This is a genomic window from Thermoactinomyces mirandus, from assembly GCF_013868055.1.
Lineage (GTDB): Bacteria > Bacillota > Bacilli > Thermoactinomycetales > Thermoactinomycetaceae > Thermoactinomyces > Thermoactinomyces mirandus.
This window is the reverse complement of sequence record NZ_JACEOL010000076.1, coordinates 1-25,089: the sequence shown is the minus strand read 5'-3', so window position 1 is coordinate 25,089 and position 25,089 is coordinate 1. Positions and strand designations below refer to the sequence as shown.

Sequence of the window (25,089 nt, the reverse complement as noted above, 5' to 3'; positions counted from 1 at the left end):
TTGTTAATTGAATCACATATAGAATTTCGTTTTTCGATAAATCATTTTGCTGAAATAATATAAATAAAAGTAGAAACATGCATCATCCTGTTTAACAACATGGAATTATCAGTGGATATTGATCAATAATTCACATTTTGTTTATATCATTAAAAAAATTTGTTGCTATAATATTTATAGGAAATAATTAGTTTATTTATATAAGGAGATGTATACATTATGCCAAAAACGTTATTTAAAGCAACGGCTCATTTGAAAGAGGGAATGCAGGTAAAAGCGGAGAGCAGAGGATTTGAAATCACCATTGATGAACCAAAAGGCCTTGGCGGAACAGATACCGGCATGAATCCGGTTGAACTGGTATTGTGTGCTCTTGGTGCTTGCCAGTCAATTGTTGCCCGTGTTTATGCCAAAAAATTTAATATTCAATTTGATGACTTCTGGGTAGAAGTTGAAGGGGATTTGGATACAGACGGATTTATGAATAAATCTGATGTACGGAGGGGATATAGCGATATTCGATATAACATTCATATTAAAACCGATGCGCCAAAGGAAAAAGTGGAAGAATTTGTTGCATTTATTGAAAATACCTGTCCTGTAGGCGATACCATTGCCAATCCGGTAAATCTTAAATTGAATGATATTGTTATAGAAAAATAGTTACTTAACAAGAATAATAAATATAAGACTTGATAAAAAACCCTCTCAGTTTCCGGCTGAAAGGGTTTTTTATCAATGTTCGACGAGATGTTTCAAAATGCTTTCCAAATCTTCAATGCGCCTTGCGAATAACATCAGACGGCGGCGATCCGTATCGATCACCAATACTCCGTCTTCGGACAATCTCATATCTTTTATTTTGTCATACTCCGTGTAGAAAAGCCCATAAAAGAACCCTTTGTCTTTGAAATGTGCCTTTGGTGAACGGATAAAGACATAAAAGATAAACAGAACAGTTAAAACGAGCAACAGGTAATTGTCCCATCCTTTTACACCACGCACGTAATTGGAAATGTACAAAATAATCAGCAATCCGGCAAAAATGAGTTGATCGCCAAGCAGACGTTTTCGCAAAAGGATGACAAGCCTTGTTTTCCCCTTCAGGAAAGGAATAATTGTTGATTCATAGATTAAATACCCTGCGATCAGGACAATAAAGATCAATAAGACAATGCTAGTAATGGACATGGCTTTGATCCTCCATATCATTCATGTTGACAATGGGAATCGCCATATTGCTGCCGATTCCCATTGTTTTTTCGTTCCATTATCTCAGGATATTTCCCCAATAACCCAAAATACCTACGACAAAGAAACCGAGAATAATGACAAGGGGATTGACCCGTTTACGCAACAGCCACATGCAGAGGAATGTCAATCCCAACGGGACGATTCCGGGCATAAGCTGATCCAGGACAGTCTGAATAGTCGTTACATCCACTTTACCTGTTTCAGGATTTTCAATCTTGGAAATCACAACCGGTATATTTACTGTTGTCCATTTATTGACCAGTGCTCCCATGACAAACAGCCCAAGAATGGAGGCACCTTCTGTTAGTTTTTGCAGAACATTCCCTTTCATATCCGATACAATATCGGAACCTTTTTTATATCCGTAATAAACGCCCCACCATCTGATGCCAAGACGAGCGGCATTAAACAGGACAAAGAACAACAGCGGCCCTAAAATGCTTCCCGTTAAAGCAAGCGAGGCGCCCAGTGCAGCAAAAACAGGACGGACGGTTCCCCAGAAAATGGGGTCACCTACACCGGCGAGCGGTCCCATAAGTCCTACTTTAATCCCGTTGATGGCTGCATCATCAATGTCAGTGCCATTGGCCCGTTCTTCTTCCATGGCCAGGGTTGTGCCCAAAATGGGGGCAGCCATGTAAGGATGGGTATTGAAAAATTCATTATGGCGTTTCATGGCCTGTTTTCGTTCTTCACTGCCTTCAGGATATAACCTTCTAATTGCCGGTGTCATGGAAAAGGCATAACCCAATGCTTGCATCCGTTCAAAGTTCCATGAGCCTTGGAACAGATTTGATCTGATAAAAACCCAAAACAGATCGCGTTTTGTCAATTTTTTTTGACCTGTGGTCATTTCTTTTGCACTCATTATTCAAACCCCCTTTGCTTAATCCAGTTCATCGTCCAGATCATCATCCAGGTCTGATCCGCCCGCGGATGGAGATGCAGAAGCATACGCAGGCTGGTTATACTGTTTGTTGTATTTCGGGTGTAATTGGATAAAGAGAAGTGCTGCAACCAAACCAATCACACCCAGAGCGACAAGGTTAAATTCCGTAAATGCGGCGACAACAAAGCCCAGGAAGAAAAATGGCATCAGATATCCCGCACGCATCATGTTAATCACCATGGCATAACCAACGACGACAATCATTCCACCAGCGACATTCAAACCCCCTGTGACAACATCAGGAATGGCATCCAGAAGGTTTTTGACCGTTGATGTTCCGACTGTAAGAGCTACGATCAGGGCAGGAATGGCAATGCGCATGGCTTGCAGGAGCAATGACCCGATATGAAGCCAGTCCATTATCCGCAGGTTTCCTTTTTTCGCTGCACTGTCTGCTCCATGCTGCATACCGACAGTAATGGTACGGACAAGAATGGTTAATACCTGTCCCGCGGCAGCAAGCGGGATTGCCAGAGCGATACCGGCGCCAATGCTTTGGTCCCCGGCAATAACAAGAATGGTCGAGATAATTGAAACTAAAGCGGCATCGGGAGCGACTGCCGCACCGATGTTCATCCAGCCGAGAGCGATCATTTCCAGCGTGCCGCCGATAATGATCCCTGTTTTCAAATCTCCCAAAACCAAACCGATCAGTGTACAGGCAATCAGGGGTCTGTGGGTTTGAAATTCATCAAGGATCGATCCCATGCCAGCTATACACGCAACAATGAAAACAAGTACAATTTGAACCATAGAGAGATCCATGAATTTTCCCTCCTCGTATAGTAAGTTTTGAATCCTGTGGTTTGTCACACTTTCAAATTGATCAGTGCTCAGGTGAATTTCGGATAAGTCCAAAAAGGCTTATGCTGAAATGAACTGAACAAGGCCTTGAAAGTTATCGGAATAAATTCCGGTCAGCCTCGATGGGGCCCGTTAAAAACGGGCTCGCTATGTTGGAACATCACGGGTTTTGACCGAATGCGGCATTGATCAAAACCACATAAAAAAGGTCGATAAAAAGCTTTTATCGTTTATGGAAGAACAATCCGTTGTCCCAAACCAAATTTATTGATGACTTGGCAGCAAGGATTAATTCTCAAGCTTTTTCAACAACGGCATGATATCCACTTTGGGATCTGCAATCACTTTGCGAATTTCCAGTTCAATTCCCCGTTTGTGGAGTTTGTTGAATGCTTCAATATCCTTCTTGTCAACAGATACGGCATTGGTAATTTGTGTTTTTCCTTCTTTATAGGACATTCCGCCAATGTTTACACTCTTGATGTCAATACCGCCGTCAATAACGCGTTCCACATCTGTCGGATTCGTAAACAGGAGCATGACACGATCCTGTGCATACTTGGGATTGTTGTACACACGAACAGCTTTGTTGCAGCTGACAACACTGGCTTTTACTCCCGGAGGCGTTACCTGTGTTAACAGCGTTTTTCGAACGGGATCCTTTGCTACTTCATCACTGACAACAATAATCCGGCTTACTTTGGTTTCCTTTGTCCATACTGTTGCGACCTGTCCGTGGATGAGACGGTCATCGATCCTTGCCAGGGCAATGATCACTTTACAATTCCTCCTCTACTTTATTGGCTTGAAGTGTTTTCTTTAAAGACTTGACACCTTCCATGGCTGATCGGGATATCGCTTCGACAAGCGTTTCAAGATCACTTCTGCCGCGCTGGTCAAAGCACTCGATCAGCATGGGGAGATTGACTCCTGTGACGACATCCATGTGTTTCTCTGCTGCAATCAGGTTGGCGGCTGCATTGAACGGGCTGCCCACAAACAGGTCAACGAGAAAAAGGACGCCATCATCTGTGTCAAGTTCTTTCAGGGCTTTTTGGTATTTTTCTGTGAGACCATCCAAGCCTTCCCCGGGCTTGAATGTAACAGCGATGACATTTTCCTGGTCGCCAAGAATCATTTCAGCAGATTTGACGATTTCCTTTGAAAATTCACCGTGAGTAGCTACAACGAGTGCAATCATTTACCAATCTCCTTCTCTTTTTTTTAACTCCCAACCCCCACACTTTAATTAAGCAATAATCGTGCCAAACAGAAAATCAAACAAAAAAATCAAGCTTTTTAAGAGTGGGTTTTCTGTGGCAAAAACCGCAAAAGCCTGATGGGACGCCGTTTTGTCAACAGCTGGCCCTGATAAAAATTTTTTTGCGGAGGGTTCCTCCGTCTTTCGGCATTGTTAATCATCCTGATACACTTTTTGCCAAAAAAGAAAGTGCCAACATGAAAAGCCGGCACTTTTGATACACAAAATGATTCAATCTGCTATTTGATACACTTTTCTTTTTTGTTCTGCTAAAATAATACACTATTTGTTCTGTTACGTGTTATTTCCGGAGACAAATTATCCGGGTATTATCCTTCTAAAATCTTATCGCCAAATTCATCCAACAGAAGGTCAACCAAATACCACAATTCATTATCAGATAAGGAAACATTCAGGTCTTTTATCATCGCGTCGGCAGCCTCTTTCACTTTTTGCAAAAGACAGGTGGCTTCTTCTGACGGTTCCCCTTTATACAGAAGTTCATCCCCGATAATCGCACGTTCCAACGCAAAAGCGGTGTGCACAATAATTCGAATGGACGTCGTATTTTTAAAATGAACGTGCAAGCACTTTTCCAGTTGGTCACAAAACTTGAGCAATGCGGAAATGGCCCGGAAAGGATTGAGATAAACAAGCAGGGATTTGAGCGTATCCTCACACAAAGCGCGAATGATTACATCTGATTGGCTTTTTTTAACGGTCATGTGCCTGTTCCTGATAATCTGTTCAATCATTTCCTGACCTTCACCTTCAATAAACCTTTCGAGGGAAATGAAAGGGGTATCCAGCTGGGTTTTTTTTACCCCGACAGTGGCGATAATATCATAAATTTTGCAAACCCTTTCCACTTCCGCATTCAATCCGACCGTCGAAAGCGGAATAATTGTAATCGCTTCCTCTGTAATATCATCAATAAATCGCTTAATCATTTCTTCCAGTTTTACAGCCGTTCCCTGACCGGAGGAACAGATCGTCAGGATCGCTTTGGGTTTTCCCGGCTCTTTCGGTTTTCTGGCAACTTCCTTTTCTCCTTGCAGATATGGTCTTCGAACCGACTGGTAAATCCCGTTCAGATCCATATCCAAAAAATTGGCCCGGCGTACGGCATCGAGCAGCATGGGCATTGAAACCATGTCAATTGCTTTTACCGGGATGCCTGATTCTTCATAGATCTGTTCTTCAAAATAATACAATGAACCCATATCCACAAGCAGAAGAACCCCTTCATCACGGTCAACTTTACGGACCGCAGCAACGATATCATCCAAAATATCCTGAAAGCTGACGTCCAGCGGCATATCCACAGCCAACATATTGTAGTCGCCAAGCAACTCCCTGGCGACCTCAACCATGGAACTGGCCGTACTTTCACCATGGGTCGCTACAACAATTCCAACTTTTCCTTTTTGATTCAGCTCATTTGCCGAAACAAGCAGCATGGCCAAATACATCGTTTCAAAATCTGGCAGTGAAATGTTGAGCCTTTCCTCAATGATTTCCTTCATTTTAAACGCGACCTGATACTCTATTTCCGTCTCGTCTACAAGTTCTTCATGGACTGGCGGTGCATTTCTGTTATCCGGATTTTTCCCTTTCAGGAAACCATCAATGTGAAGACTGATAAAATAAATAAATTTATCGTTAAAAGTCCGGTTTAACATACTCTCGGCAAAGGAACGCAGTTCTTCGGCCAGATCAAGAACCTGCTTGCTGACCAGCCTGGCTAACTCCGTGTTGTGATATTTGGATACCTGCTGGTAAAAGCTCTTGATGTGGATTTTGATATCCGTTTCCACAAATTTGTTGATTTCTTCAGCAGATACTCCTTCTTCTTTGAGAAGGCGTGCTTTGTCTTCAATGATTTTATACATGTCAAACGGCAAATCGTATACATCATCTTCGATCAGTTCCCTGCTGCCTTCACCGGTAATCACGGTTACCGTATTAACCAGTTTCGTGATTTCTTCATTTTCCCTGACGTTTCTGGAAACTCTTGTTAAACCTTCCTTGATTTCTGTGGGGAGCATTTTTCCGGACAAATTGATATACGGTTGCTCCATACTGTCAAGGAAGCCTTGTGCACAAACAAGCTGAATATTGGATTTGAGCTGACCTACGTTGCCAAAAGTGGCACTCCCGATTAACGCCTTGATCACGTCAGAGTGAACCCGGAGTTCTTTATTGATCCGCTTGGCTTCCTGCGCCAGCAGATACATGCAAAGTTCCACCTTCTCTTCCACTTTTCTCCCGTGAAAAGAAGGCATGGTGATCGTAATCGGAATCCGACGCAAAAACGTATGCAGCAGGGAAGAGGAGGGATCTTCGGTTGTGGCTGCGATAATCAGGACATTTGACTGGTGATTCCGTTCGATTTCCCCCAATTTGTTGAATCGCCCGGTGTCCATGAAATAAAAGATCATTTCCTGGCCTTCAGGAGGTAAACGGTGAACCTCATCCAGAAACAGAATTCCTCCATCCGCTTTTTCGACAAGCCCTTGTTTGGGGTTGACTGCTCCGGTAAAGGCTCCCTTGACATGACCGAACAGTTGTGACAAAAGCAGTTGGGGGTTATTGCAATAATCGGCACAGTTGAAAACAATGAAAGGAGACTTCTCATCCATTTTTCCCACATACTTTGCGTATTCGTGCATCATATGGGCAAACAGGGTTTTGCCTGAACCGGTTGGTCCCAGGATCAGCGTATGAAGTCCGTTTGGCGGATAAACAACCGCCGCTTTCGCCTGGGCTACCAGTTTTTTCAAACTTCCCTCTGCGCCAATCAGCAGGTTGAAAGGATTTTCATCCAGACGGATCGAAGACTTTTCCTTTGCCTCGTACAAGGCTTTCAAAGAGGGGATTTCCAGGATGGTCCTGTCAACAATATTCCCGAAAAACTCTTTAATCACATCACGGGGAATATACAGGACAGGACGCTTTTTAATTTTGACCACCCGTCCCTCCCGCACGAGATTATTGAGTTCAAGGCTGACATTGTTGCGCAGCATCCCCAGTCCGCTGGCCAGATCACTTGCTGAAAAGCCTTCCATCTCCAATAATTGCTCCTTGCTCAATGCACCGGCCTTTTCTTCTAGATACTGATATATACGTTCGATCCGTTTCATATCGATTCAACCCCACCTTTAAATCGGGAATGCAATGAACTGCTGAGTCTGGCTTCCCTTTCCTATTTTATCACTACTGTGCTTGTGGATGGTGCGAAAGCGTTGTTTTGTAACTAAAATGTAGAAGAAAAGGATAAAAAAGGATTTTGTCGTTTTTCACAGGTTCAAAACTTATCCTGATTTGCAATTAACCTCCAGTTGTCCATTGAACTGAAAGGAATTTTGGTTAAAAAATTTTTATCCTGATGAATTGGCTTCTTCCGCCAACATTTTCTTTTCATAAACTTTAAAAAACGGGTAATAAATGAGTCCCGACAACAGGATATTGATAAATACAAGGATGATGGCATGCCAGTCGCCTCCCGTGGCCATATAGGCACCAATCGGCGCCGGCAGAGTCCAAGGGGCAAAGATGGAAATGCGGTTGATCCAATCCAGGGAGAAGGCCAGATAGGCAGTGATCGTACATAGAACAGGCGCCAATACAGCCGGAATAAACAGTAAAGGGTTCATCACAATCGGAACACCAAAAATGACTGGTTCATTAATATTGAAGATGCCCGGAACAATGGAGAAGCGCCCTACCTGTTTCAAATAAGAGGATTTGGAAAACAGCATCAGTACACAGAGCGCAATGGTTGTTCCTGAACCGCCAATCCACACGAACCATTGGAAAAAGGGTTCCACAATCATGTTGGGTAAAGGCTGCCCGGCTGCCTGGGCTGCCGCATTTTCATCCAGGAGTGCGAACCAGACAGGCTGAAAGACAGTTCCTATGACCGCAACTCCGTGTATGCCGGTACTCCACAGAAGCATGATGAAAATGACGGGAATCAGGGCACCAAGAAATGTGTTTCCGGCAAATGTGCCCAAGGGCCGGAAGATGGCCTGTAAAATTTCGTGCAAGTCGATGTTGAGCCAGATGCGAATGGTCCACATCATGAGGACGATGACCGCTGCAGGTACCAAAGCCTCAAATGAACGGGATACAGAAGCGGGGACAGATTCAGGCATTTTGATGGTGAATCCGGATTTTTTAAAGAACCGCATGCTTTCTACGGCGACCAGCATGGCAATGATGGACATAAACAATCCGGATCCGCCCATATTGCCGAGCGGGAGTAACCAGCCCAGGGCTTCATCCTTGGAAAGCCGGTCATCCAGGTTAACAGGCAGAGTTGCCATAATAAAGGTAGCAGCGCTTAACAGGCCACCGGTAATACCATCCAACCGGCAGGAACGTGCCAGACTGTGTCCCATTCCAAATGCCGCATACAAAGCCATCAAGCCCAAAGTAAGCCGGTAAGGGATCAAAATGTCCTGAACGTGAGGTTTTACCATGGCTTCCAGTGATGAGACCGGAGGAAAGGCGATGATTAAAAAGAAACAGCCAACGATAATCAGGGGGAGTGTTGCAATGATCCCGTCACGAATAGCCCGCAAATGACGGAATTCGGCCAGTTTAGCCATCGGAGGCATCCAACCGATTTCAATCCAGTTTAAAAACCGTTCCATGTCCAACCTCCTTGGGAACCAATAAAAAGAATAAAAGTATTTACAAATATTATATCACCATGTTATCTTAAAATTGAAATTTTTCCAAAAATAATCAGAACTTGTTCACAAAACAGGGCAAGAGAACCTTTCGTCAATGATCCTGTGACCATGATCCAGGGACATCATGAAAAGTCCCATCTTTTTAAATGCCGAAGTAATTGATTTTCAAAAAATTGAACTGGAAATTAGTGGATAGATTTGGATTAACTATAAAAGGAGGAATATGTGTGAGAGTATTAATTGTGTGCTCCGTCGGCATGTCGAGTGCCATTTTGTTAAAAGCGATTCGGCTGGAGGCTGAAAAACAGGGCATGGATCTGGAGCTGAAAGCAATCGGCGCTCACGAATTGGAAGATGAACTTCCGCACTCGGATTTGGCGCTAATCGCTCCTCAAATCAGGCATCGGTACGCATCGCTCCTTGCAATCGGCAAACGGTTAAAAAAACCCGTGCATCTCATTCCTGCAACAGGATATACACCTTTGGGGGCAAATAAGGTTTTGGAGATCCTTAAAAAGGAGTTATGATGGAATTGGAACAAGAAATTTTTAAAATCATATTGCATTCCGGAAATGCACGCGGATTTGCATATGAAGCCCTGGATGCCGCAGAAGGTTTTGCTTTTGACCGTGCCGAGAAATTAATCAGGCAGGCGGAGGAGGAACTTGGAAAAGCCCATCAGCTGCAAACTCAATTAATCCAGGCAGAATTAAACGGCAATCTGCCTGACAAAACCTTATTGCTCATCCATGCACAAGATCATTTAATGACAGCTATGAGCGAGCAAAAACTGATTGAACGGATGATCCGTATGATCAAAAAGTTAAAGCTTAAAGGTGGCGAATAACTTGAATCGATTGGGGATTTCCATTTATCCCGGATGTTTTCCGGCCAAAAAAGATCAGGCTTATTTGGAACTGGTTGCCAGCTATGGATTTCAGCGGGTATTTACCTGCCTGTTGTCGCTGGATCATGAAAATCCGGAGCAAATGGGCCAGCTGAAAAGCATCATCTCTTTTGCGAACAAGTTGGGGTTGGAAGTAATTGTTGATGTTGCCCCGCGTGTTTTTTCTGCCCTCAAACTTTCTCCGACGGACCTGTCCCTGTTTCATCAGTGGGGGGTGGCCGGAATCCGGCTTGATTTGGGTTTTACCGGCATGGAAGAGGCAATGATGACCTTCAATCCCTATGGCTTGAAAATTGAGCTCAACATGAGCCTGGGAACAAAACATGTTGAAAACATTTTGAGCTATCAGCCCAACAAGCAGCAATTGACAGCCTGTCACAATTTTTATCCCCATCGTTATACAGGACTTTCTTATGACCATTTTGCCAAAACAAGTTCTTCCTTTAAGGAACTTGGACTGAAAACGGCCGCTTTTGTCAGTTCGCAAGCAGCAACCATTGGCCCGTGGCCAGTGATGGAGGGGCTGTGTACATTGGAAATGCACCGTGACTTGCCGGTCGAAATTCAGGCCAAACATCTTTTTGCTACCGGTTGGATTGATGATGTTTTAATCGGCAATGCTTATGCTTCTGAAGAGGAACTGGCCAAACTGAGCCGACTGACTCCGGAAGTTCTTGCCTTTCGGGTCGAATTGGCCAAAGAAATCTCTCCCCTGGAAAAAAAAATTGTTTTGGAAGAACCCCATTGTTACCGCGGGGATGTATCTGACTACATGATCCGTTCCACCTTGAGCCGTGTCAAATATAGGGAGGAATCATTTGCTCTCCGTCATACCAGGCCGATTCGCCGCGGAGATATCCTGATCGATAATGAACACTATGGCCAGTATAAAGGGGAATTGCAAATTGCCTTAAAGCCGATGGAAAACCGGGGCAAGACCAATGTTGTCGGCCGCATTTTGGAAGAAGAACTATTTCTGTTGGAATATTTGAAGCCGTGGAGCCGGTTTCGTTTTGAGCAATAGGGGGAGAAAGGAAGTATTCCGCTTATAGAAAAGGAGGACATGGTACTGCAAAGATGAACCATGATGAGGGTTTTGAAAACGATATTGGCAGAAATCGCAGTTAAATAAAGACAGAGAGAAAGGGTAGAGGGAATGGAGATGAAACATTTCAACAACCAGCGAATTTTGCCGGCTGCAAGCAATATCAAGGAATTTGAAAGACTGATGGAGACGAATTATGAATATATTATCCTGCTGGATTGTCATATTGTACAACTTTTTTCTTTGATGAAGCTGGCCAAGCGTCATCGGAAAAAGGTGCTGCTCCATGTAGATTTGATTCAGGGTTTGCGAAGTGATGAACACGGTGCTGAATATCTCTGCCAAAATATTAAACCTGCAGGTCTGATTTCAACCCGTACCTCTGTGGTGAGCACGGCCAAGAAGCGGTCATTGATTGCCATACAGCGTATTTTCCTGCTGGATACGCACGCGTTAAATACAAGTTATCGACTTTTTCATTCCTTTGAGCCTGATTATATTGAGGTGTTACCTGGCGTTATTCCTCATATTATAAAAGAAGTATCAGAAAAAACCAGAATTCCCATCCTTGCGGGTGGACTGATTCGAACCACAAAAGAAGCCAAGGAAGCCTTAGAAGCAGGGGCAGTTGCAGTTACAACCTCAAGCAAAAAAGTCTTGGAAAAGAAGTTATAAAGAAAACAATTGCATTTTATAAAACATTACTTTATAATAAAAATGATAGCGTTTACATCCGCGACAAGTTAATCAATGTGTTGAGATTGGGAGAATCACATTTTCCTTTTTTCTATTGAAAGAATAGAAAAAGGTCATTTGTGGTTCTTTTTTTGTAGGTCATTGTTCCTAATCCAAAGCCGAATTGAAAAGGGGAGTTCCTATGACGCCATTTGTAGCTGAATTAGTAGGTACGATGATTATGATTATTTTTGGTGGTGGCGTTGTTGCAGGGGTTAATTTGAAGAAAACATTATCGCATCAGTCTGGCTGGATTGTCATAGCGTTTGGGTGGGGTTTCGCTGTTATGTTGGCGGCCTATGCTGTGGGAAATGTAAGCGGTGCCCATTTAAATCCTGCTTTGACCATTGGTCTTGCCGCAGCAGGCAGGTTTGCCTGGGGCATGGTTCCTTCCTATATTTTGGCACAGGTAATTGGCGCTTTTCTGGGAGCGGTTATTGTATGGCTTCACTATTACCCGCATTGGAAAGGAACTGAAGATCAAATTGCAAAATTAAGAGTATTTTCTACTATGCCTGCTGTTCCAAATAACTTTTTTAATTTGATTAGTGAAGTGGTTGGTACATTTTGTTTGGTCTTTATCATTCTGGCACTTGGTGGAGAAGGTATGAAATTTGCCGATGGATTGCAAACCTTGATTGTTGGGTTTTTAATTGTTGCAATTGGTCTTTCATTGGGAGGAACCACCGGATATGCGATCAATCCGGCTCGTGATTTCGGACCCCGGCTTGCACATTTCATTTTGCCGATACCTGGCAAGGGCAATTCCGGATGGGGTTATTCATGGATTCCAATTGTTGGTCCCGTAATGGGTGGTATCTTGGCGGCATGGGCATATATCATCATTTTTTAACGATTGAAAGAGGTGGTTAAAAATGGCGAAAAAGTATGTCATGGCTATTGATCAGGGAACAACCAGTTCACGCGCTATTTTGTTTAATCGTCAAGGTCAGATTGTTGACGTTGCCCAACAAGAGTATCAACAGTTTTTCCCCAAAGCAGGCTGGGTGGAACACGACGCAATGGAAATTTGGGATTCGGTGCAATTTGTTATTTCCAGCGTGTTAAAGTCAGTCGAAGTATCAGAGATTGCGGCCATTGGCATTACCAATCAACGGGAAACGACTGTCGTCTGGGATAAAAATACGGGACAGCCTGTATACCCTGCGATTGTCTGGCAATCCCGGCAAACGGCTGAGATCTGTGAGGAATTAAGGCAAAAGGGGTACAATGATACATTTCGGGCAAAAACAGGCCTTCTTATTGATCCTTATTTCTCCGGCACAAAAGTAAAATGGATTTTGGATCATGTAGAAGGGGCTCGTGAAAAAGCGGAAAGAGGAGATTTGCTGTTTGGCACGATTGATACATGGCTGGTTTGGAAACTGTCAGGCGGCAAAAAACATATCACTGACTATTCTAACGCATCGCGAACCCTGATGTATAATATTCATGATTTAAAATGGGATAAAGAGCTATTATCCATTTTGGATGTGCCGGAACGCATGTTGCCGGAAGTTTGTCCTTCATCAGAAGTGTATACCGTTACCGATAAATCCATATTTTTTGGAGAAGAAGTGCCGATTTCAGGAATTGCCGGAGATCAGCAGGCCGCTTTGTTTGGTCAGGCGTGTTTTGAACAGGGTATGGCCAAAAATACCTATGGCACGGGTTGTTTTATGCTGATGAATACTGGTGAAAAAGCCGTCAGATCCGAGCATGGGCTGTTGACTACGATCGCTTGGGGTCTGGATGGAAAAGTGGAGTATGCCCTGGAAGGAAGTGTATTTGTAGCCGGTTCGGCCATTAAATGGTTACGTGATAAAGTAAAATTGATACAGCATGTAAGTGATAGTGAAACATTGGCTAATGAGATAGGCACTACGAATGGTGTTTATATCGTTCCAGCATTTGTGGGATTGGGAACGCCGTATTGGGATCCGGATGCACGGGGGGCCATATTTGGTTTGACCCTGGGTACTACCAGGTCTCATATTGTTCGGGCTATGTTGGAATCTTTAGCTTATCAAACCAAAGATGTGCTAACCGTGATGGAAGAAGATTCGCATATCCAACTGAAAAAATTGCGGGTTGACGGAGGAGCAACAGCAAATAATTTCCTGATGCAATTTCAAAGCGATCTTTTGAATGTTCCTGTAGAACGCCCGGTTACTCTTGAAACTACTGCTCTGGGTGCAGCATACCTTGCCGGTCTTGCCGTCGGTTTCTGGAAAGATAAAAAGGAAATTGAAGCGAATTGGGCCATTGATCGCACTTTCCAGGTGCAGATGGATGACAAAACCCGCACTCGCTGTTATAATGGTTGGAGAAAAGCTGTTGAAGCAACTCGCGCTTTTAAGGTAAACGAAAATAAAACAAGTTAATAATGGATGAGATTTGGAGAACAGCCATGAAACTCCTTGCATTTATTAGCATAGGGGGATTTATGGCTGTTTTTTTGCTAAAGGAGGACGATATTTTTGAGTGAAAGATTTTCGATTCATCAACGGGAGAAACATTTGGGAAATGCCCTTTCCCAGGAGATCGACCTTCTGGTGATCGGTGGAGGTATTACCGGAGCCGGTATTGCGCTTGACGCGCAGTCGCGGGGACTGAAAACCGTATTGATCGAAATGCAGGATTTTGGGGCGGGAACTTCAGGTCGTTCGACAAAGTTGGTTCATGGAGGACTTCGGTATCTGAAACAGTTTGAGGTGGGTCTGGTAGCGGAAGTGGGAAAAGAACGTGCGATTGTTTATGAAAATGGCCCTCATGTAACAACTCCGGAATGGATGTTGCTTCCTGTCGTTAAAGGTGGGACTTTCGGGATGTTATCCAGCTCATTAGGAATTTGGTTGTATGATCATCTGGCCGGAGTGAAAAAAAGTGAACGTCGGCAAATGTTAAATCGGGAAGAAACGTTACAAAAAGAACCTCTTTTGCGTAAAGAAGGATTAAAAGGGTCAGGTTATTATGTCGAATATCGAACCGATGATGCCCGATTGACGTTGGAAGTATTAAAAAAAGCAGTCGAATTTGGAGTTTATGCGTTTAATTATATGAAAGCAGAAGAATTGATCCATCAGGATGGAAAATTGGCAGGGGTTCAAGTCGTCGATCAATTAAACGGCAAAATTTATGAAATGTATGCCAAAAAGATTGTAAATGCAACCGGTCCTTGGTGTGATGAATTACGCGAAAAAGATGGTTCCAAAAAAGGGAAAACGTTACATTTGACAAAAGGGGTTCATCTCGTTGTTGACCAGTCCCGGTTTCCCTTGCGGCAGGCTGTCTATTTCGACACTCCGGATGGCCGGATGGTTTTTGCCATTCCGCGTGATGGAAAAGCTTATATCGGGACGACCGATACCGATTTCCATGATGATTTGAGAACTCCTCATATTACAGTGGAAGACCGTGATTACTTGTTGCGAGCAGCTAATTATATGTTTCCGAGCATTCATCTGACTGCAAAAGATGTGGAATCAAGTTGGGCCGGAGTTCGGCCGCTCATTCATGAAGAAGGGAAATCCCCTTCTGAAATATCAAGGAAAGACGAAATTTTCCGCTCACCTTCGGGACTGATTACCATAGCAGGAGGCAAACTGACCGGTTATCGTAAAATGGCCGAAAAAACGGTTGGTTTAGTAGTGAAAGAATTATATAAAGAGGAAGGAAAATGCTTTAAAGAGTGCTGTACGGATAAAATCAGGATCTCAGGCGGGGATGTCGGGGGATCAAAAAATTGGCCGGCTTATTGTGAAAACATGACAAGAGCCGGAGAAAAAATTGGTTTAAGCCATCAAGCCGCAAATAGGCTGGCCCGACTTTACGGAAGCAACGTCGAGATCGTATTTTCTTATATCGAAGCAGGGAAAGACATCATCAAAGAGTATGAATTCGCTCCAGAGGTTTATGGAATGCTTATATACGGAATGTTACAAGAGTTAACCGCTACTCCCGCCGATTTTTTTATAAGAAGGACGGGCAGCCTGTTATTTAATATTGATTGGGTTCACAAATGGAAAGAACCAGTGATCCGGATGATGAAAAATGAGCTTCATTGGTCAGATGCAGAGGAACAAAATTATCGTGGCCAATTGGACAGGGAGTTAAAAATAGCGACAAAGGCATTTTAATAAAATAGAGTTTCAATGTTTTTAAGCGATGTTTAATTCTCATTCCGCTTTCTAGATAAAAACTCTATAAGAAGGAGCGAATACGATGGCACAAATTATAGAAACTCAAGTAGTTGTCATTGGTGGGGGTGTAACAGGGACCGGGGTACTGCGTGATTTGGCGATAAGGGGTATCAAAGCTGTTTTAGTTGAACAAGAAGATTTGGGTTATGGTACCTCTACCCGAAACCATGGACTGCTGCACTCTGGAAGCCGATATGTTGTAAAGGATAAAGATGCTGCCGAGGAAGCCTATCGGGAGAATCTTATTTTAAAGAAAATACTCCCGGGTGTTATTGAAGAAACGGGAGGAATCTATGTAAAAGTGCCAGAGGATGATGACGATTATGTGAAACAATGGGTGAAGGCCAACAAGGAAATCGGGATTCCAATTGAGGAAATTCCGGTAAGTCAGGCATTAGAGGAGGAGCCATATTTAAACAGAAAAATTGAAGCCGCTTTTAGAACACCTGATGGGTCCATAGATCCGTTTATGACACTGGTCGATGTGGTGGGTGATGCTGTTTCTCGCGGAGCAAAGGTATTAACCTATCATAAGGTAGTAGGAATGATTACAAAGCAAAACAAAATTACTGGGGTCATAGTTCGTAATCATTATACAGGGGAAGAAACAGAAATATATGCAGATATGGTCATCAATGCGGCAGGACCTTGGGCAGGAAAAGTGGCTGAACTCGCAGGCATCCCTCTCCAAATGATTAACAACAAAGGAATGCTCGTTGTGTTTAACCGCCGTTTCCACAAACAGGGTCTTTTCAGGCTTCGTAAACCGGGAGATGCGGAAATCTTTGTACCGGGACATAATGTATCATTATTCGGGACAACAGGAATCAATACAGATGATCCAGACGATACTTCTTTAGACAGGCAGGAGATGGAAGGAATGCTTGCCGAAGGAATGATGCTCGTTCCAAGCATTCATGAATTACGAATCATTCGCGCTTTTTCCGGAAATCGGCCTTTATATCAAGAATCGGCGGATGCGGACCCGACTGGAAGAAATGTCACAAGGGGATTGGCATTACTTGACCACCAGAAAAGGGACGGTGTAGAAGGCTTTATTACGATAACAGGAGGGAAATTAACTACTTTCCGTTATATGGCAGAAGTTACGGTTGATTTAGCCCTCGAGAAACTGGGGATCTCTGTACCTTGTACATCTCATGAAGAGATTGTACCTCATCGGGAAGCGAATGAGTTCTTTAAAGAAGTTGAAATGGCTCCTGCGGCTAAGCATAAACTTCGTAACTGGGCTGGCCCCAGGGCAAAAGCAATTGAATCTGAATTAAAAAAAGAAGAAACGAATGCTGTGATTTGTGAGTGTGAGCAAGTTACTTGGGCTGAAGTTCAGTCGGTTATTCCAGAGGAGGGGCATTTTAATATAGGTGATATTCGCTGCAGAACCCGGTTAGGGATGGGACCTTGCCAGGGTACCTTTTGTAATTACCGTGTTGCAGCTATAGCTGTAGAAAAAGGAGTCACCACTTCGGAACATGCGGATCAAGCATTGCGTGATGCAATAAATGAAAGAAAGAAAGGGATAGGCGTAGCAGCAACTGGTGAAACAGCCAAGCAATTGCAACTTATGGAAACCATTTATCGAGTTTCTCTTGGACTGAGAGAGGAGGAAGAGCAGCATGTATGATGTTGTGGTGGTAGGACAAGGATTGACTGGTTTGCTTTCAGCAATCTGGGCAAAGGAACGAGGAAATCATGTTGCATTGGTTTCTCAGGGAACAGGGAAAATCCTTCAGTCAACTGGTCTGATCGATGGTTCCCCGGGAATGGGTGAGAAGGAAAATACCATGGCTGCGGAACGGGCGGCAGTAGCTGCATCAGAGAAATTCAAGACTTTAATGAATAATTTAGGTTACCCATATCACGGTCAGTTGAATAAACCTGCGCCAATTGTAACTGGTTCCGGATATGTAAAATGGACATCTCTCTATCCTGAAACAATTACGCCTGTTCCTGAAGAGGGTAATGTTGTAATTGCGGGATTTCAGGAAATTGTCGATTTTAAAGCGGTCTATGTGAAAGAAAATCTTCAAAAGGAACGGCCGAAGTTGAATATTGAAGCTGTAACTGTCCGTTTGAAAAAACATTCATCAAGAACGATGACACAGCTTGATGCAGCAAGAGTTTTGGAACAGAAAGAAGCTCGTTTAAATGTAATTGGACAAATGAGGAATGAAATGACAAAACAGAATATAAGTCATCCCCGGTTGATTGTGTTTCCGGCAGCTTTAGGAGTTAACAGGTGGAAATCCATAGTCAGGGAATTTGAAGAATCACTGGACGCTGCTGTTACAGAAGCTCCAGGGATGCCTCCAAATGCATCGGCAGTTCGTTTTTATGAAGCGTTAAAAAAAGGAGCAATTCGACTTGGTGTCCGCTTTTACATGGATACACAAGTTCTGGGATGCCATGTTGAAGAAAATCTGGTGAAATCATTAAAGATAAAAACAACTAACAGAACGACAGAAATCTCCGGTTTGAATTATATTATTGCTTCCGGCGGGATCCTTGGCGGGGGGGTGGAGGTAACATCTGCCGGTTTAAAGGACCGGGTTCTCGGGTTAGAAGTGGATGAATTCGGGCAGTACACAAATTGCCCTCACAACGTGTTCCCAGTCGGGGCGAGCCAAGGGACAAAAGTTACCCGTTATGGAATTACTGGAGGGATGTTCTCCATTTTATCAAGCTATGAAGCCAATTCACGTCTGAACCGGCTTGCAAAGGAGGATAAACATGCATGATTTAGCCTGTCCGGAAATTTCTTTTGATTCGTGCCTGAAATGTAATGCATGCGTGGTAAGTTGTCCTGTTTCCAATGTAACGCTGGATTTCGGAGGTCCGAAGCATTTAGGACCTGAGTTGAAAAGATTAATTGAAAATCAGGAATTTATCGATGACTCTCGAATTGAGTTTTGCACACTTTGCGGAAACTGTGATATGGCTTGCCCTGAAAATGTCAATGTTTCGACTTTAACAGCTTTTGCCAAGGCTTCCCACAGTGAACTTGGGGGCTCAAAATTTCGTGATCTCATTTTAAGCAATGCAGAATTAGTCGGGAAAGTGGCTTCAACTTTTGCCCCTCTGGCAAATATGGCCATGAAAATGAAACCTGTTCGAAAAGTAATGGAAGGAGTTATGGGAATTCCAGCTGAACGTATATTTCCTGAATACAGATTTAATAATTTTAATAGGGTTTACAATAAAACTACTGCAAATACACACCGGAAAGTAGCTTATTTTGTGGGATGCTATGCGACATATAACGCTCCGGAGGTAGCAAAATCCTTTGTGAATGTCATGGAATATAATGGAATTGAGGTTGCGAAGCCTAAGCAAAAATGCTGTGGTGTTCCTATGTTTTCTAACGGAAGAATGAAGAAGGGATTAAAGAATGCTAACGATAATGTGAACAATCTGTTGCAGTACACGCGTCAGGGCTATGATGTTGTTCTTACATGTACAAGCTGTACAATGGCATTGAAAAAGGAGTATGTTTCATTTTTACAATCAGAAGAGGCTAATGAATTGGCTGAACATGTTTATGATGCAGACGAGTATTTAAGAATGTTATATGAAGAGGGAGAACTTAACACCCATTTCGGGCAAATGAATGTAAAAGCGGGGTATTATGCACCTTGTCATATGAAATCCCAAGGAATAGGAACCCCGGCGCTGGATGTATTGGGACTGATTCCGGGCTATGAAATCAGTGATGCAGCTGCAGGCTGTTGCGGACAATGCGGTACATTCGGCTTTAAGAAGGAAAAGTATGAGGTATCCATAGCTATTGGAAAACAAATGGTTGAAGCAGTTGAGGAAACAGGCGCAGATTACATCGTAACAGAATGTGGAATGTGCAAAAACTCAATGCATCAACTAACAGACAAAGAAGTAAAACACCCAATGCAAATATTATCCGAAGCCTATGAAAAAGCACAAAACAGATGAAAAACAATTTGTTGGAAACTGACTTTATTATCATAGAAGAACCCGGGTAGGCATACAGAACTTTTCCTTCAATATGGAATTATCTTGGGTTTTTTTGCTCGAATAGAGTAAAAAACAAACATTCCTACCCTTGATACAGGTTGGAATGTTTGTTTTTTAAATAAAGAGATCATGAAGGCGATCCTGTTGGGAAGGCCCCAAGGCTGTCAATCAGTTTTACGTTTATCCCATTTTGTATGAGATGCCATAACCACCTTTGGGGTATACCCATTCGATGTTTTCTTTCGGGCAGGCAATTCTACATGTCCCGCATTCCACACAGTTTTCATAGGCAACCGTGGTCACTTTCCGTTTTCCATCCCACTCGTATACATCTGCAGGGCAGAAGAAATTGCATTCTTTGGTCGTGCATTTGAGACATGCGTCCTGGTCTTTGATCGTCAAGTGAGACACATTATCACACTTAAACCGAATCGTAAATAATCTGTCGGTAATGGCTTCACTCATCCGTTTATTGACCTCCATCCCTTATAGCCGAGTTTCATCAGATTTAATGATCCACCGGCCGCTTCCTGAATTTTACGCACTGCCATTTTTTGTTTTTCAGCTTTCGGTACTCCGTCAACGTTGAACATATTGTAAGCTGCTTCGTTGACTGCTTTCGGAAGTTGGGTGAACAGCATTTCGGGATCTTCTTCTTCCAACAGTTTGTGCAGGCCTTTGTATTTTTTCAAGTCTTTCAGGATGTAAGAATTTCTTAAGGTTTCATCGTAAAGCTTCAATGTTTGAGCGGAAAAATCTCCACTGTTTTTGGCTTCGATAATGGCTTCTCCTGCCATTCGTCCGGAAGCCATCGCCAGGTTGGTTCCTTCCCGGTGAACAAAGTTGATCAATTGCGCGGCATCTCCAACGATACACCAGCCGTCTCCAGAAAGTGGCGGGATGGAATAATAGCCGCCCTCAGGAATCAGGTGAGCCGAGTATTCCGCTCTTTCTCCGCCTTCAATCAGCTTGCGGATCATCGGATGCTGTTTGACAGCGTCGAGAATGGCATAAGGCTTGATTTTCTTTTTCTTGAGATCGTTAACCATGACCCCGACGCCCAGGGAAATCGTATCCTTGTTGGTGTACAAAAAACCCATTCCGGCCATTCCTTGCGTAACTTCACCCATATATTCAATGGTGACTCCTTCGTCTTGATCCACATTGAAGCGGTCCTGAATTTTTTCCTTGGGAAGGGCGATCACTTCTTTAACGGCGAGAGCTACTTCATCAGGACGCCATTCTTTGTGAACACCCAGGGATTTGCCCAACAGGGAGTTAACGCCGTCGGCAATAACCACTACATCAGCATAAAGGTCACCATCTTCGCGGTCAGTTTTGACACCAACCACACGGTTTCCTTCCCGGAGCAGATCGATTGCAGCAGTTTCATAGATCGGCAGCGCTCCAGCTTCTACCGCTTTGTCAGCAAACCATTGGTCAAATTTTACCCTGAATGCAGTAAAACAGTTGATCGGATCTTTATATGCCTCATTGCGATGGCTGAAGGTCACCATGGATTCTTTTCCCAACATCCAGTACCGTTGTTCAACAATATTCCGTTCCATCGGGAATTTGCGTTCTTTCCAGAATTCAGGTACGAGCTCTTCCAGCTGCTTGCGGTAAAGAACACCCCCGAAAACATTCTTTGCACCCGGAAATTCACCGCGTTCCAAAAGAACCACGTTTAATCCGGCTCTAGCCATCGTCAGGGCGGCCGCAGTTCCTCCCGGACCCGCACCTACTACAACGGCATCAAATTTTTCACTCACTGTACATCGCTCCTTCTTAAGCAGTGATTGATTAAAATCGATGTTTTTTTCTGGGATGCTATGCTTTAATTACAGTCGGGTCCGATTTTTCCGCTTTTCTTTTTTTTACCTGTGCTGTAATATTGGGTACGATTTTAAACAAATCTCCTACAATGCCATAATGGGCAAACTGGAAAATAGGAGCATCCGGGTCCTTGTTGATTGCCACAATTACGTCAGAATCAGCCATACCCACGGTATGCTGAACGGCACCAGAGATACCGATTGCAAAATAAAGTTTGGGTCTTACGGTGTGTCCCGTTTGCCCCACCTGATGTTCATGTGTAATCCAACCGGCATCGACGCAGGGACGGCTGGCTCCTACTTCACCACCCAGTTCATCGGCCAGTTCTTTTAACAGTTTGAAGCCTTCCGGAGCACCCAATCCTCTTCCTCCGGCAACAATCACTTCTGCTTCCTCCAGGTTGACTTCATTTTTCTTTTCGATAAAGTCAAGCACTTTGGTAGCAATATCTTCGTTTTTAATCGGATTTTCAATACGGATAATTTCTCCTTTGCGTTCCGGATCACGTGGCAGGGCTTCAAATACTCCAGCCCGGGCAGTAGCCATTTGTGGACGGTGATTTTTACACAAGATGGTAGCCATCAGTTTTTCGCCAAAAGCAGGACGGCTTGCCATTAACAGCCTTGATGGCGACGGTTCTACATCCAACTGAGTTGTATCGGCTGTCAGGCCGGTCGGTACGTGTGTTGCAATGGCGCCAGCCAGGTCCCGACCGGTTCCGGTAGCGCCAAACAGGCAAATTTCAGGTTTGGCATCTTCGATCAGTTTCAGGGTAATGCGGCTGTATGGTTGGGTACGGTAATCTTTCAGTTCAGGTCCTTCACACAAGTATACCTTGTCAGCACCATGATAGATGGCTTCATTGGCCAAATGTTCCACATTGTCACCGATAACAAGAGCCATAAGTGCAGTATCCAATTTGTCGGCAAGTTTTTTGCCTATTCCAAGCAATTGCCAAGAAACGTTTTTGGCGACTCCATCCCGTTGTTCCACAAAGACAAGAATTCCACGGTAATCAGACCAGTCAGGCATCTGGTCTTTCTTTTGTTGACTAGACATAAGTTCGTTCGCCTCCTTTGATCAGACCCAGCCTAGTTTTTCTGCCAAGTTATTTTCCGCCAGTTTTTGTGTCAGCTGCTCAGCAATTTGTTCAGGTGTATCACCTTTGATGATTTCCCCTTCAATCTTTCTGACTTCCGGCACCCAGGTTTTGCCGACGACTGTGGGGGAGCCTTTAAGGCCGATTTTGCTCATGTCAACATTCTCAAAATCAGCGATTGTCCAGGTGATTGGCTCATATCTGGCAGCCCGGATCATTCCTGGAAGCGATGCTCTGCGAACTTCATTCAATTCTTTCAGTGCCGTAATCAGAGCTGGCATCGACGTTTCAACAACTTCAGTTCCATCTTCCAGATATCTGTGAACAGTGATTTTGCGTGCTTCGGAGTCAACTTTTGCAACTTTCCCAACATAGGTTAACTGCTCCAGATCCAACCGGCAGGCTATACCTGGTCCGACTTGGCCGGTATCCCCGTCAAGAGTTTGTTTTCCGCAAAAGACGAGGTCCACTTTGCCCCATTTTTCTTCAACTTTTTCAATTGTTTTCGCCAGCACATAGGAAGTTGCAAGCGTATCTGCTCCGGCGAACTTACGGTCTGTTACAAGAATCGCTTCGTCGGCTCCAAGCGCAATACATTCTTTGAGGGCTTTAATGGCTGGAGGCGGTCCCATCGTTACCACTGTCACTCTGGCGCCGATGTTATCTTTAATGCGCAGAGCTTCCTCCAGGCCATGCAGATCATAAAAATTGACGATACTGGGGACCCCTTGCCGAATTAGCGTATTCGTGACCGGGTCAATGCGAATCTCTCTGCTGTCAGGAACTTGTTTGATGCAGACAACAATATGCAACATGTGGCAACCTCCATTTAGAGAGTAAATAAATTTTGGGATACCCATTTACTCAAATTTTCACGAATAACTGGTTTGCACTCCGGTTAATTGTTCAAATTCCTTGTCAAATGAACATGCTGTAAGCAAATCCCTTCGTGAATGGGCTTCCAATATTTTGGATAATTTCAAAGCCATGTCAATCGGATAAAGAGAACGGGTTTCATAAAATGGTGATGAGTGCCAGAACGGTTTGTCTTCACTTACGGGATAAACAAATACTTTCCAACCTGAATTTCCGTCATCTTCAATCCAGACCAAAGCAATCAGCCAATGCGTAAAAGCCTCACTCGCACCTCCTTTTTCATGGTTCCATTTCCTCAGTGCTGCCTGGTCATTCTCTCCGACGGTTACGACTGACTTATCATAGAAGTCCTTGAAGGGGGGGGCATCTGGCATTGATTTCCCTCCAATTGAGTGGTTTTGTGTTACCCATCAGATTTTAAGTCAAGCCTGAAGAATTGTTTGACCTCCAGATCTATGGTTGCTCCTGTTCGGGTGTCTGGTGAGAATGAAAAAACCATAGACGGAATCTGAATATCCCTGTTTCCCGGAACATGTGATATCATCGGAAAACTTCTGTTATTCAGCCGATTGGCAAAAACTAGAAACCCTTGTCTTAAAGGAAATCAGCACAAATTCATGAAAGAGTATATTGTGAGAAATTGATCATGAATTTGTGCTCCAATGAAAAAGAAACTTTTTTGAGGACTGGTAAGCAAAATTTGCTCATTCTCCATTATTAGACATGTTTCAAAGAATGTAAAGACTGTAGTTGGTTACACATTAAGGCGATTTATAGTTTTTATAAAACTATTTTTATTACAGGATATACTTCACCTGCTAAATCAGGTGAGATTAGTAAAATATAGAAAATGCGAAACCAAGGTCTCAATAATTATACCATAATTACAAAGCGGGCGAAACTATTGCCAAACCTGGTTCATAAATCATTTCCGTCCAACCGGAATCAATAGAACGGAATTTTTGTATTTCTATGTCTGGAATCCTGATTTAAAAAAGCCACTCTTATTTATATAGATCCCAATCTGTTCCTTCGCATATTTTTATGGTCGTGTTCTGTTTCGGTTAAGCGTGAAAAATTATTTCATTTGCTTTAACTGTTAAACAAATATTCGTCAGTCTGCCTTAACATGATTATTTGAAATGGATCATTACCACATATAAACGGCAAAGAACCATTGTTTTCAATTATTTGGTGGAATCCTGATTTTTTTGTTGACAACAAACTTGTATTGTGATATTATTATAATTATTGCTGCGAGAAAGTGACAAACAAAACAAAGTGTTCCTTGAAAACTGAAGAGTGAAGACGTGACTCGTTAATTCTTGTTGAGCAATCAAACCTTATCCACATAGTGGATAAGTTGTTTTTAGTGCTGAAAGCACCAGGAACAATTTTTATTGGAGAGTTTGATCC

23 protein-coding genes are annotated in these 25,089 nt (G+C 43.4%); 11 read left to right on the top strand and 12 right to left on the bottom strand.

From position 1 onward, the window contains the following. Nucleotides 1-219 precede the first annotated feature (219 nt). On the top strand, nt 220-663 hold the full coding sequence (locus H2C83_RS16815) for an OsmC family protein (RefSeq protein WP_181742338.1): 444 nt from the start codon (nt 220-222) through the stop codon (nt 661-663). A gap of 72 nt (nt 664-735) precedes the next feature. Here H2C83_RS16815 and H2C83_RS16810 read toward each other — a convergent pair whose 3' ends face one another. The 7 genes from H2C83_RS16810 to H2C83_RS16785 form a co-directional block, all read right to left on the bottom strand. Next, nucleotides 736-1,191: a DUF986 family protein gene (locus H2C83_RS16810; RefSeq protein ID WP_181742337.1), complete on the bottom strand. Its 456-nt coding sequence runs from the start codon at nt 1,189-1,191 to the stop codon at nt 736-738. Nucleotides 1,192-1,270: 79 nt separating this feature from the next. Further along, on the bottom strand, nt 1,271-2,122 hold the full coding sequence (locus tag H2C83_RS16805; protein ID WP_181742336.1) for a PTS mannose transporter subunit IID: 852 nt from the start codon (nt 2,120-2,122) through the stop codon (nt 1,271-1,273). Nucleotides 2,123-2,140: 18 nt separating this feature from the next. Next, nucleotides 2,141-2,956 (bottom strand): PTS mannose/fructose/sorbose transporter subunit IIC, encoded by an 816-nt coding sequence (locus H2C83_RS16800; protein WP_376766377.1) that lies wholly within the window; start codon nt 2,954-2,956, stop codon nt 2,141-2,143. 339 nt (nt 2,957-3,295) lie between these two features. Beyond that, entirely contained in the window at nt 3,296-3,784 is a 489-nt protein-coding gene (locus tag H2C83_RS17515) for a mannose/fructose/sorbose PTS transporter subunit IIB (RefSeq protein WP_312853951.1), read from the bottom strand. 1 nt (nt 3,785) lies between these two features. Beyond that, the gene (locus tag H2C83_RS17510; protein ID WP_220184244.1) at nt 3,786-4,208 is read right to left on the bottom strand and encodes a PTS sugar transporter subunit IIA; all 423 of its coding nucleotides are present in this window, start codon (nt 4,206-4,208) and stop codon (nt 3,786-3,788) included. A gap of 389 nt (nt 4,209-4,597) precedes the next feature. Further along, on the bottom strand, nt 4,598-7,411 hold the full coding sequence (locus H2C83_RS16790; RefSeq protein WP_181742334.1) for a sigma-54-dependent transcriptional regulator: 2,814 nt from the start codon (nt 7,409-7,411) through the stop codon (nt 4,598-4,600). Between the two features lie 237 nt (nt 7,412-7,648). Continuing rightward, nucleotides 7,649-8,926, bottom strand: a complete 1,278-nt coding sequence (locus H2C83_RS16785) for a PTS sugar transporter subunit IIC (RefSeq protein WP_181742333.1) — start codon at nt 8,924-8,926, stop codon at nt 7,649-7,651. A 269-nt stretch (nt 8,927-9,195) separates the two neighbouring features. On the opposite strand from H2C83_RS16785, the gene H2C83_RS16780 reads away from it, so the two are divergent. From H2C83_RS16780 to H2C83_RS16735, 10 genes are all read left to right on the top strand, one after another. Then, nucleotides 9,196-9,495 carry a PTS sugar transporter subunit IIB gene (locus H2C83_RS16780; protein WP_181742332.1) on the top strand — a complete coding sequence of 100 codons (300 nt, stop codon included), beginning with the start codon at nt 9,196-9,198 and terminating at the stop codon, nt 9,493-9,495. After that, nucleotides 9,495-9,815: a PTS lactose/cellobiose transporter subunit IIA gene (locus tag H2C83_RS16775; RefSeq protein ID WP_376766376.1), complete on the top strand. Its 321-nt coding sequence runs from the start codon at nt 9,495-9,497 to the stop codon at nt 9,813-9,815. The genes H2C83_RS16780 and H2C83_RS16775 overlap by 1 nt, the downstream gene beginning before the upstream one ends. 1 nt (nt 9,816) lies before the next feature. Beyond that, nucleotides 9,817-10,899: a DUF871 domain-containing protein gene (locus H2C83_RS16770; protein WP_181742330.1), complete on the top strand. Its 1,083-nt coding sequence runs from the start codon at nt 9,817-9,819 to the stop codon at nt 10,897-10,899. Nucleotides 10,900-11,037: 138 nt separating this feature from the next. After that, nucleotides 11,038-11,595: a glycerol-3-phosphate responsive antiterminator gene (locus H2C83_RS16765; RefSeq protein ID WP_181742329.1), complete on the top strand. Its 558-nt coding sequence runs from the start codon at nt 11,038-11,040 to the stop codon at nt 11,593-11,595. A gap of 202 nt (nt 11,596-11,797) precedes the next feature. Beyond that, nucleotides 11,798-12,508 (top strand): MIP/aquaporin family protein, encoded by a 711-nt coding sequence (locus H2C83_RS16760; protein WP_181742328.1) that lies wholly within the window; start codon nt 11,798-11,800, stop codon nt 12,506-12,508. Between the two features lie 22 nt (nt 12,509-12,530). Continuing rightward, nucleotides 12,531-14,039, top strand: coding sequence for a glycerol kinase GlpK (glpK, locus tag H2C83_RS16755; RefSeq protein WP_181742327.1), 1,509 nt, complete (start codon nt 12,531-12,533; stop codon nt 14,037-14,039). 96 nt (nt 14,040-14,135) lie between these two features. Next, nucleotides 14,136-15,794, top strand: coding sequence for a glycerol-3-phosphate dehydrogenase/oxidase (locus tag H2C83_RS16750; protein WP_220184243.1), 1,659 nt, complete (start codon nt 14,136-14,138; stop codon nt 15,792-15,794). An 85-nt stretch (nt 15,795-15,879) separates the two neighbouring features. Beyond that, entirely contained in the window at nt 15,880-17,499 is a 1,620-nt protein-coding gene (gene glpA / locus H2C83_RS16745) for an anaerobic glycerol-3-phosphate dehydrogenase subunit GlpA (protein ID WP_181742326.1), read from the top strand. Further along, complete coding sequence (locus H2C83_RS16740; RefSeq protein WP_181742325.1) at nt 17,492-18,613, top strand: FAD-binding protein; 1,122 nt, start codon at nt 17,492-17,494, stop codon at nt 18,611-18,613. Before glpA ends, H2C83_RS16740 begins: the two co-directional genes overlap by 8 nt. Continuing rightward, nucleotides 18,606-19,820: an anaerobic glycerol-3-phosphate dehydrogenase subunit C gene (locus H2C83_RS16735; protein ID WP_181742324.1), complete on the top strand. Its 1,215-nt coding sequence runs from the start codon at nt 18,606-18,608 to the stop codon at nt 19,818-19,820. Before H2C83_RS16740 ends, H2C83_RS16735 begins: the two co-directional genes overlap by 8 nt. 222 nt (nt 19,821-20,042) lie before the next feature. On the opposite strand, the gene H2C83_RS16730 is transcribed toward H2C83_RS16735, so the two are convergent. Genes H2C83_RS16730 through H2C83_RS16710 form a run of 5 tightly spaced genes read right to left on the bottom strand, consistent with a single transcriptional unit; the run spans nt 20,043 to nt 24,047 of the window. Further along, on the bottom strand, nt 20,043-20,327 hold the full coding sequence (locus tag H2C83_RS16730) for a ferredoxin family protein (RefSeq protein ID WP_181742323.1): 285 nt from the start codon (nt 20,325-20,327) through the stop codon (nt 20,043-20,045). Next, entirely contained in the window at nt 20,324-21,634 is a 1,311-nt protein-coding gene (locus H2C83_RS16725; protein ID WP_181742322.1) for an FAD-dependent oxidoreductase, read from the bottom strand. The genes H2C83_RS16730 and H2C83_RS16725 overlap by 4 nt, the downstream gene beginning before the upstream one ends. A gap of 58 nt (nt 21,635-21,692) precedes the next feature. Continuing rightward, nucleotides 21,693-22,757, bottom strand: a complete 1,065-nt coding sequence (locus H2C83_RS16720; RefSeq protein ID WP_181742321.1) for an electron transfer flavoprotein subunit alpha/FixB family protein — start codon at nt 22,755-22,757, stop codon at nt 21,693-21,695. Between the two features lie 21 nt (nt 22,758-22,778). Next, nucleotides 22,779-23,612 (bottom strand): electron transfer flavoprotein subunit beta/FixA family protein, encoded by an 834-nt coding sequence (locus H2C83_RS16715; protein WP_181742320.1) that lies wholly within the window; start codon nt 23,610-23,612, stop codon nt 22,779-22,781. Nucleotides 23,613-23,669: 57 nt separating this feature from the next. Next, a complete protein-coding gene (locus H2C83_RS16710; RefSeq protein WP_181742319.1) occupies nt 23,670-24,047 on the bottom strand; it encodes a hypothetical protein in 378 nt (125 codons plus the stop codon). Nucleotides 24,048-25,089: the final 1,042 nt, after the last annotated feature.

Bases quoted from the DNA above. Each gene is read 5' to 3' on its own strand.
- H2C83_RS16790 (WP_181742334.1), bottom strand. From the start codon at position 7,411: ATGAAACGGATCGAACGTATATATCAGTATCTAGAAGAAAAGGCCGGT.
- H2C83_RS16710 (WP_181742319.1), bottom strand. From the start codon at position 24,047: ATGCCAGATGCCCCCCCCTTCAAGGACTTCTATGATAAGTCAGTCGTA.
- H2C83_RS16805 (WP_181742336.1), bottom strand. From the start codon at position 2,122: ATGAGTGCAAAAGAAATGACCACAGGTCAAAAAAAATTGACAAAACGC.
- glpK (WP_181742327.1), top strand. From the start codon at position 12,531: ATGGCGAAAAAGTATGTCATGGCTATTGATCAGGGAACAACCAGTTCA.
- glpA (WP_181742326.1), top strand. From the start codon at position 15,880: ATGGCACAAATTATAGAAACTCAAGTAGTTGTCATTGGTGGGGGTGTA.
- H2C83_RS16775 (WP_376766376.1), top strand. From the start codon at position 9,495: ATGGAATTGGAACAAGAAATTTTTAAAATCATATTGCATTCCGGAAAT.
- H2C83_RS16760 (WP_181742328.1), top strand. From the start codon at position 11,798: ATGACGCCATTTGTAGCTGAATTAGTAGGTACGATGATTATGATTATT.
- H2C83_RS16815 (WP_181742338.1), top strand. From the start codon at position 220: ATGCCAAAAACGTTATTTAAAGCAACGGCTCATTTGAAAGAGGGAATG.
- H2C83_RS16800 (WP_376766377.1), bottom strand. From the start codon at position 2,956: ATGGTTCAAATTGTACTTGTTTTCATTGTTGCGTGTATAGCTGGCATG.
- H2C83_RS16730 (WP_181742323.1), bottom strand. From the start codon at position 20,327: ATGAGTGAAGCCATTACCGACAGATTATTTACGATTCGGTTTAAGTGT.
- H2C83_RS16810 (WP_181742337.1), bottom strand. From the start codon at position 1,191: ATGTCCATTACTAGCATTGTCTTATTGATCTTTATTGTCCTGATCGCA.
- H2C83_RS16740 (WP_181742325.1), top strand. From the start codon at position 17,492: ATGTATGATGTTGTGGTGGTAGGACAAGGATTGACTGGTTTGCTTTCA.
- H2C83_RS16765 (WP_181742329.1), top strand. From the start codon at position 11,038: ATGAAACATTTCAACAACCAGCGAATTTTGCCGGCTGCAAGCAATATC.
- H2C83_RS16735 (WP_181742324.1), top strand. From the start codon at position 18,606: ATGCATGATTTAGCCTGTCCGGAAATTTCTTTTGATTCGTGCCTGAAA.
- H2C83_RS16715 (WP_181742320.1), bottom strand. From the start codon at position 23,612: ATGTTGCATATTGTTGTCTGCATCAAACAAGTTCCTGACAGCAGAGAG.
- H2C83_RS16720 (WP_181742321.1), bottom strand. From the start codon at position 22,757: ATGTCTAGTCAACAAAAGAAAGACCAGATGCCTGACTGGTCTGATTAC.
- H2C83_RS16785 (WP_181742333.1), bottom strand. From the start codon at position 8,926: ATGGAACGGTTTTTAAACTGGATTGAAATCGGTTGGATGCCTCCGATG.
- H2C83_RS17510 (WP_220184244.1), bottom strand. From the start codon at position 4,208: ATGATTGCACTCGTTGTAGCTACTCACGGTGAATTTTCAAAGGAAATC.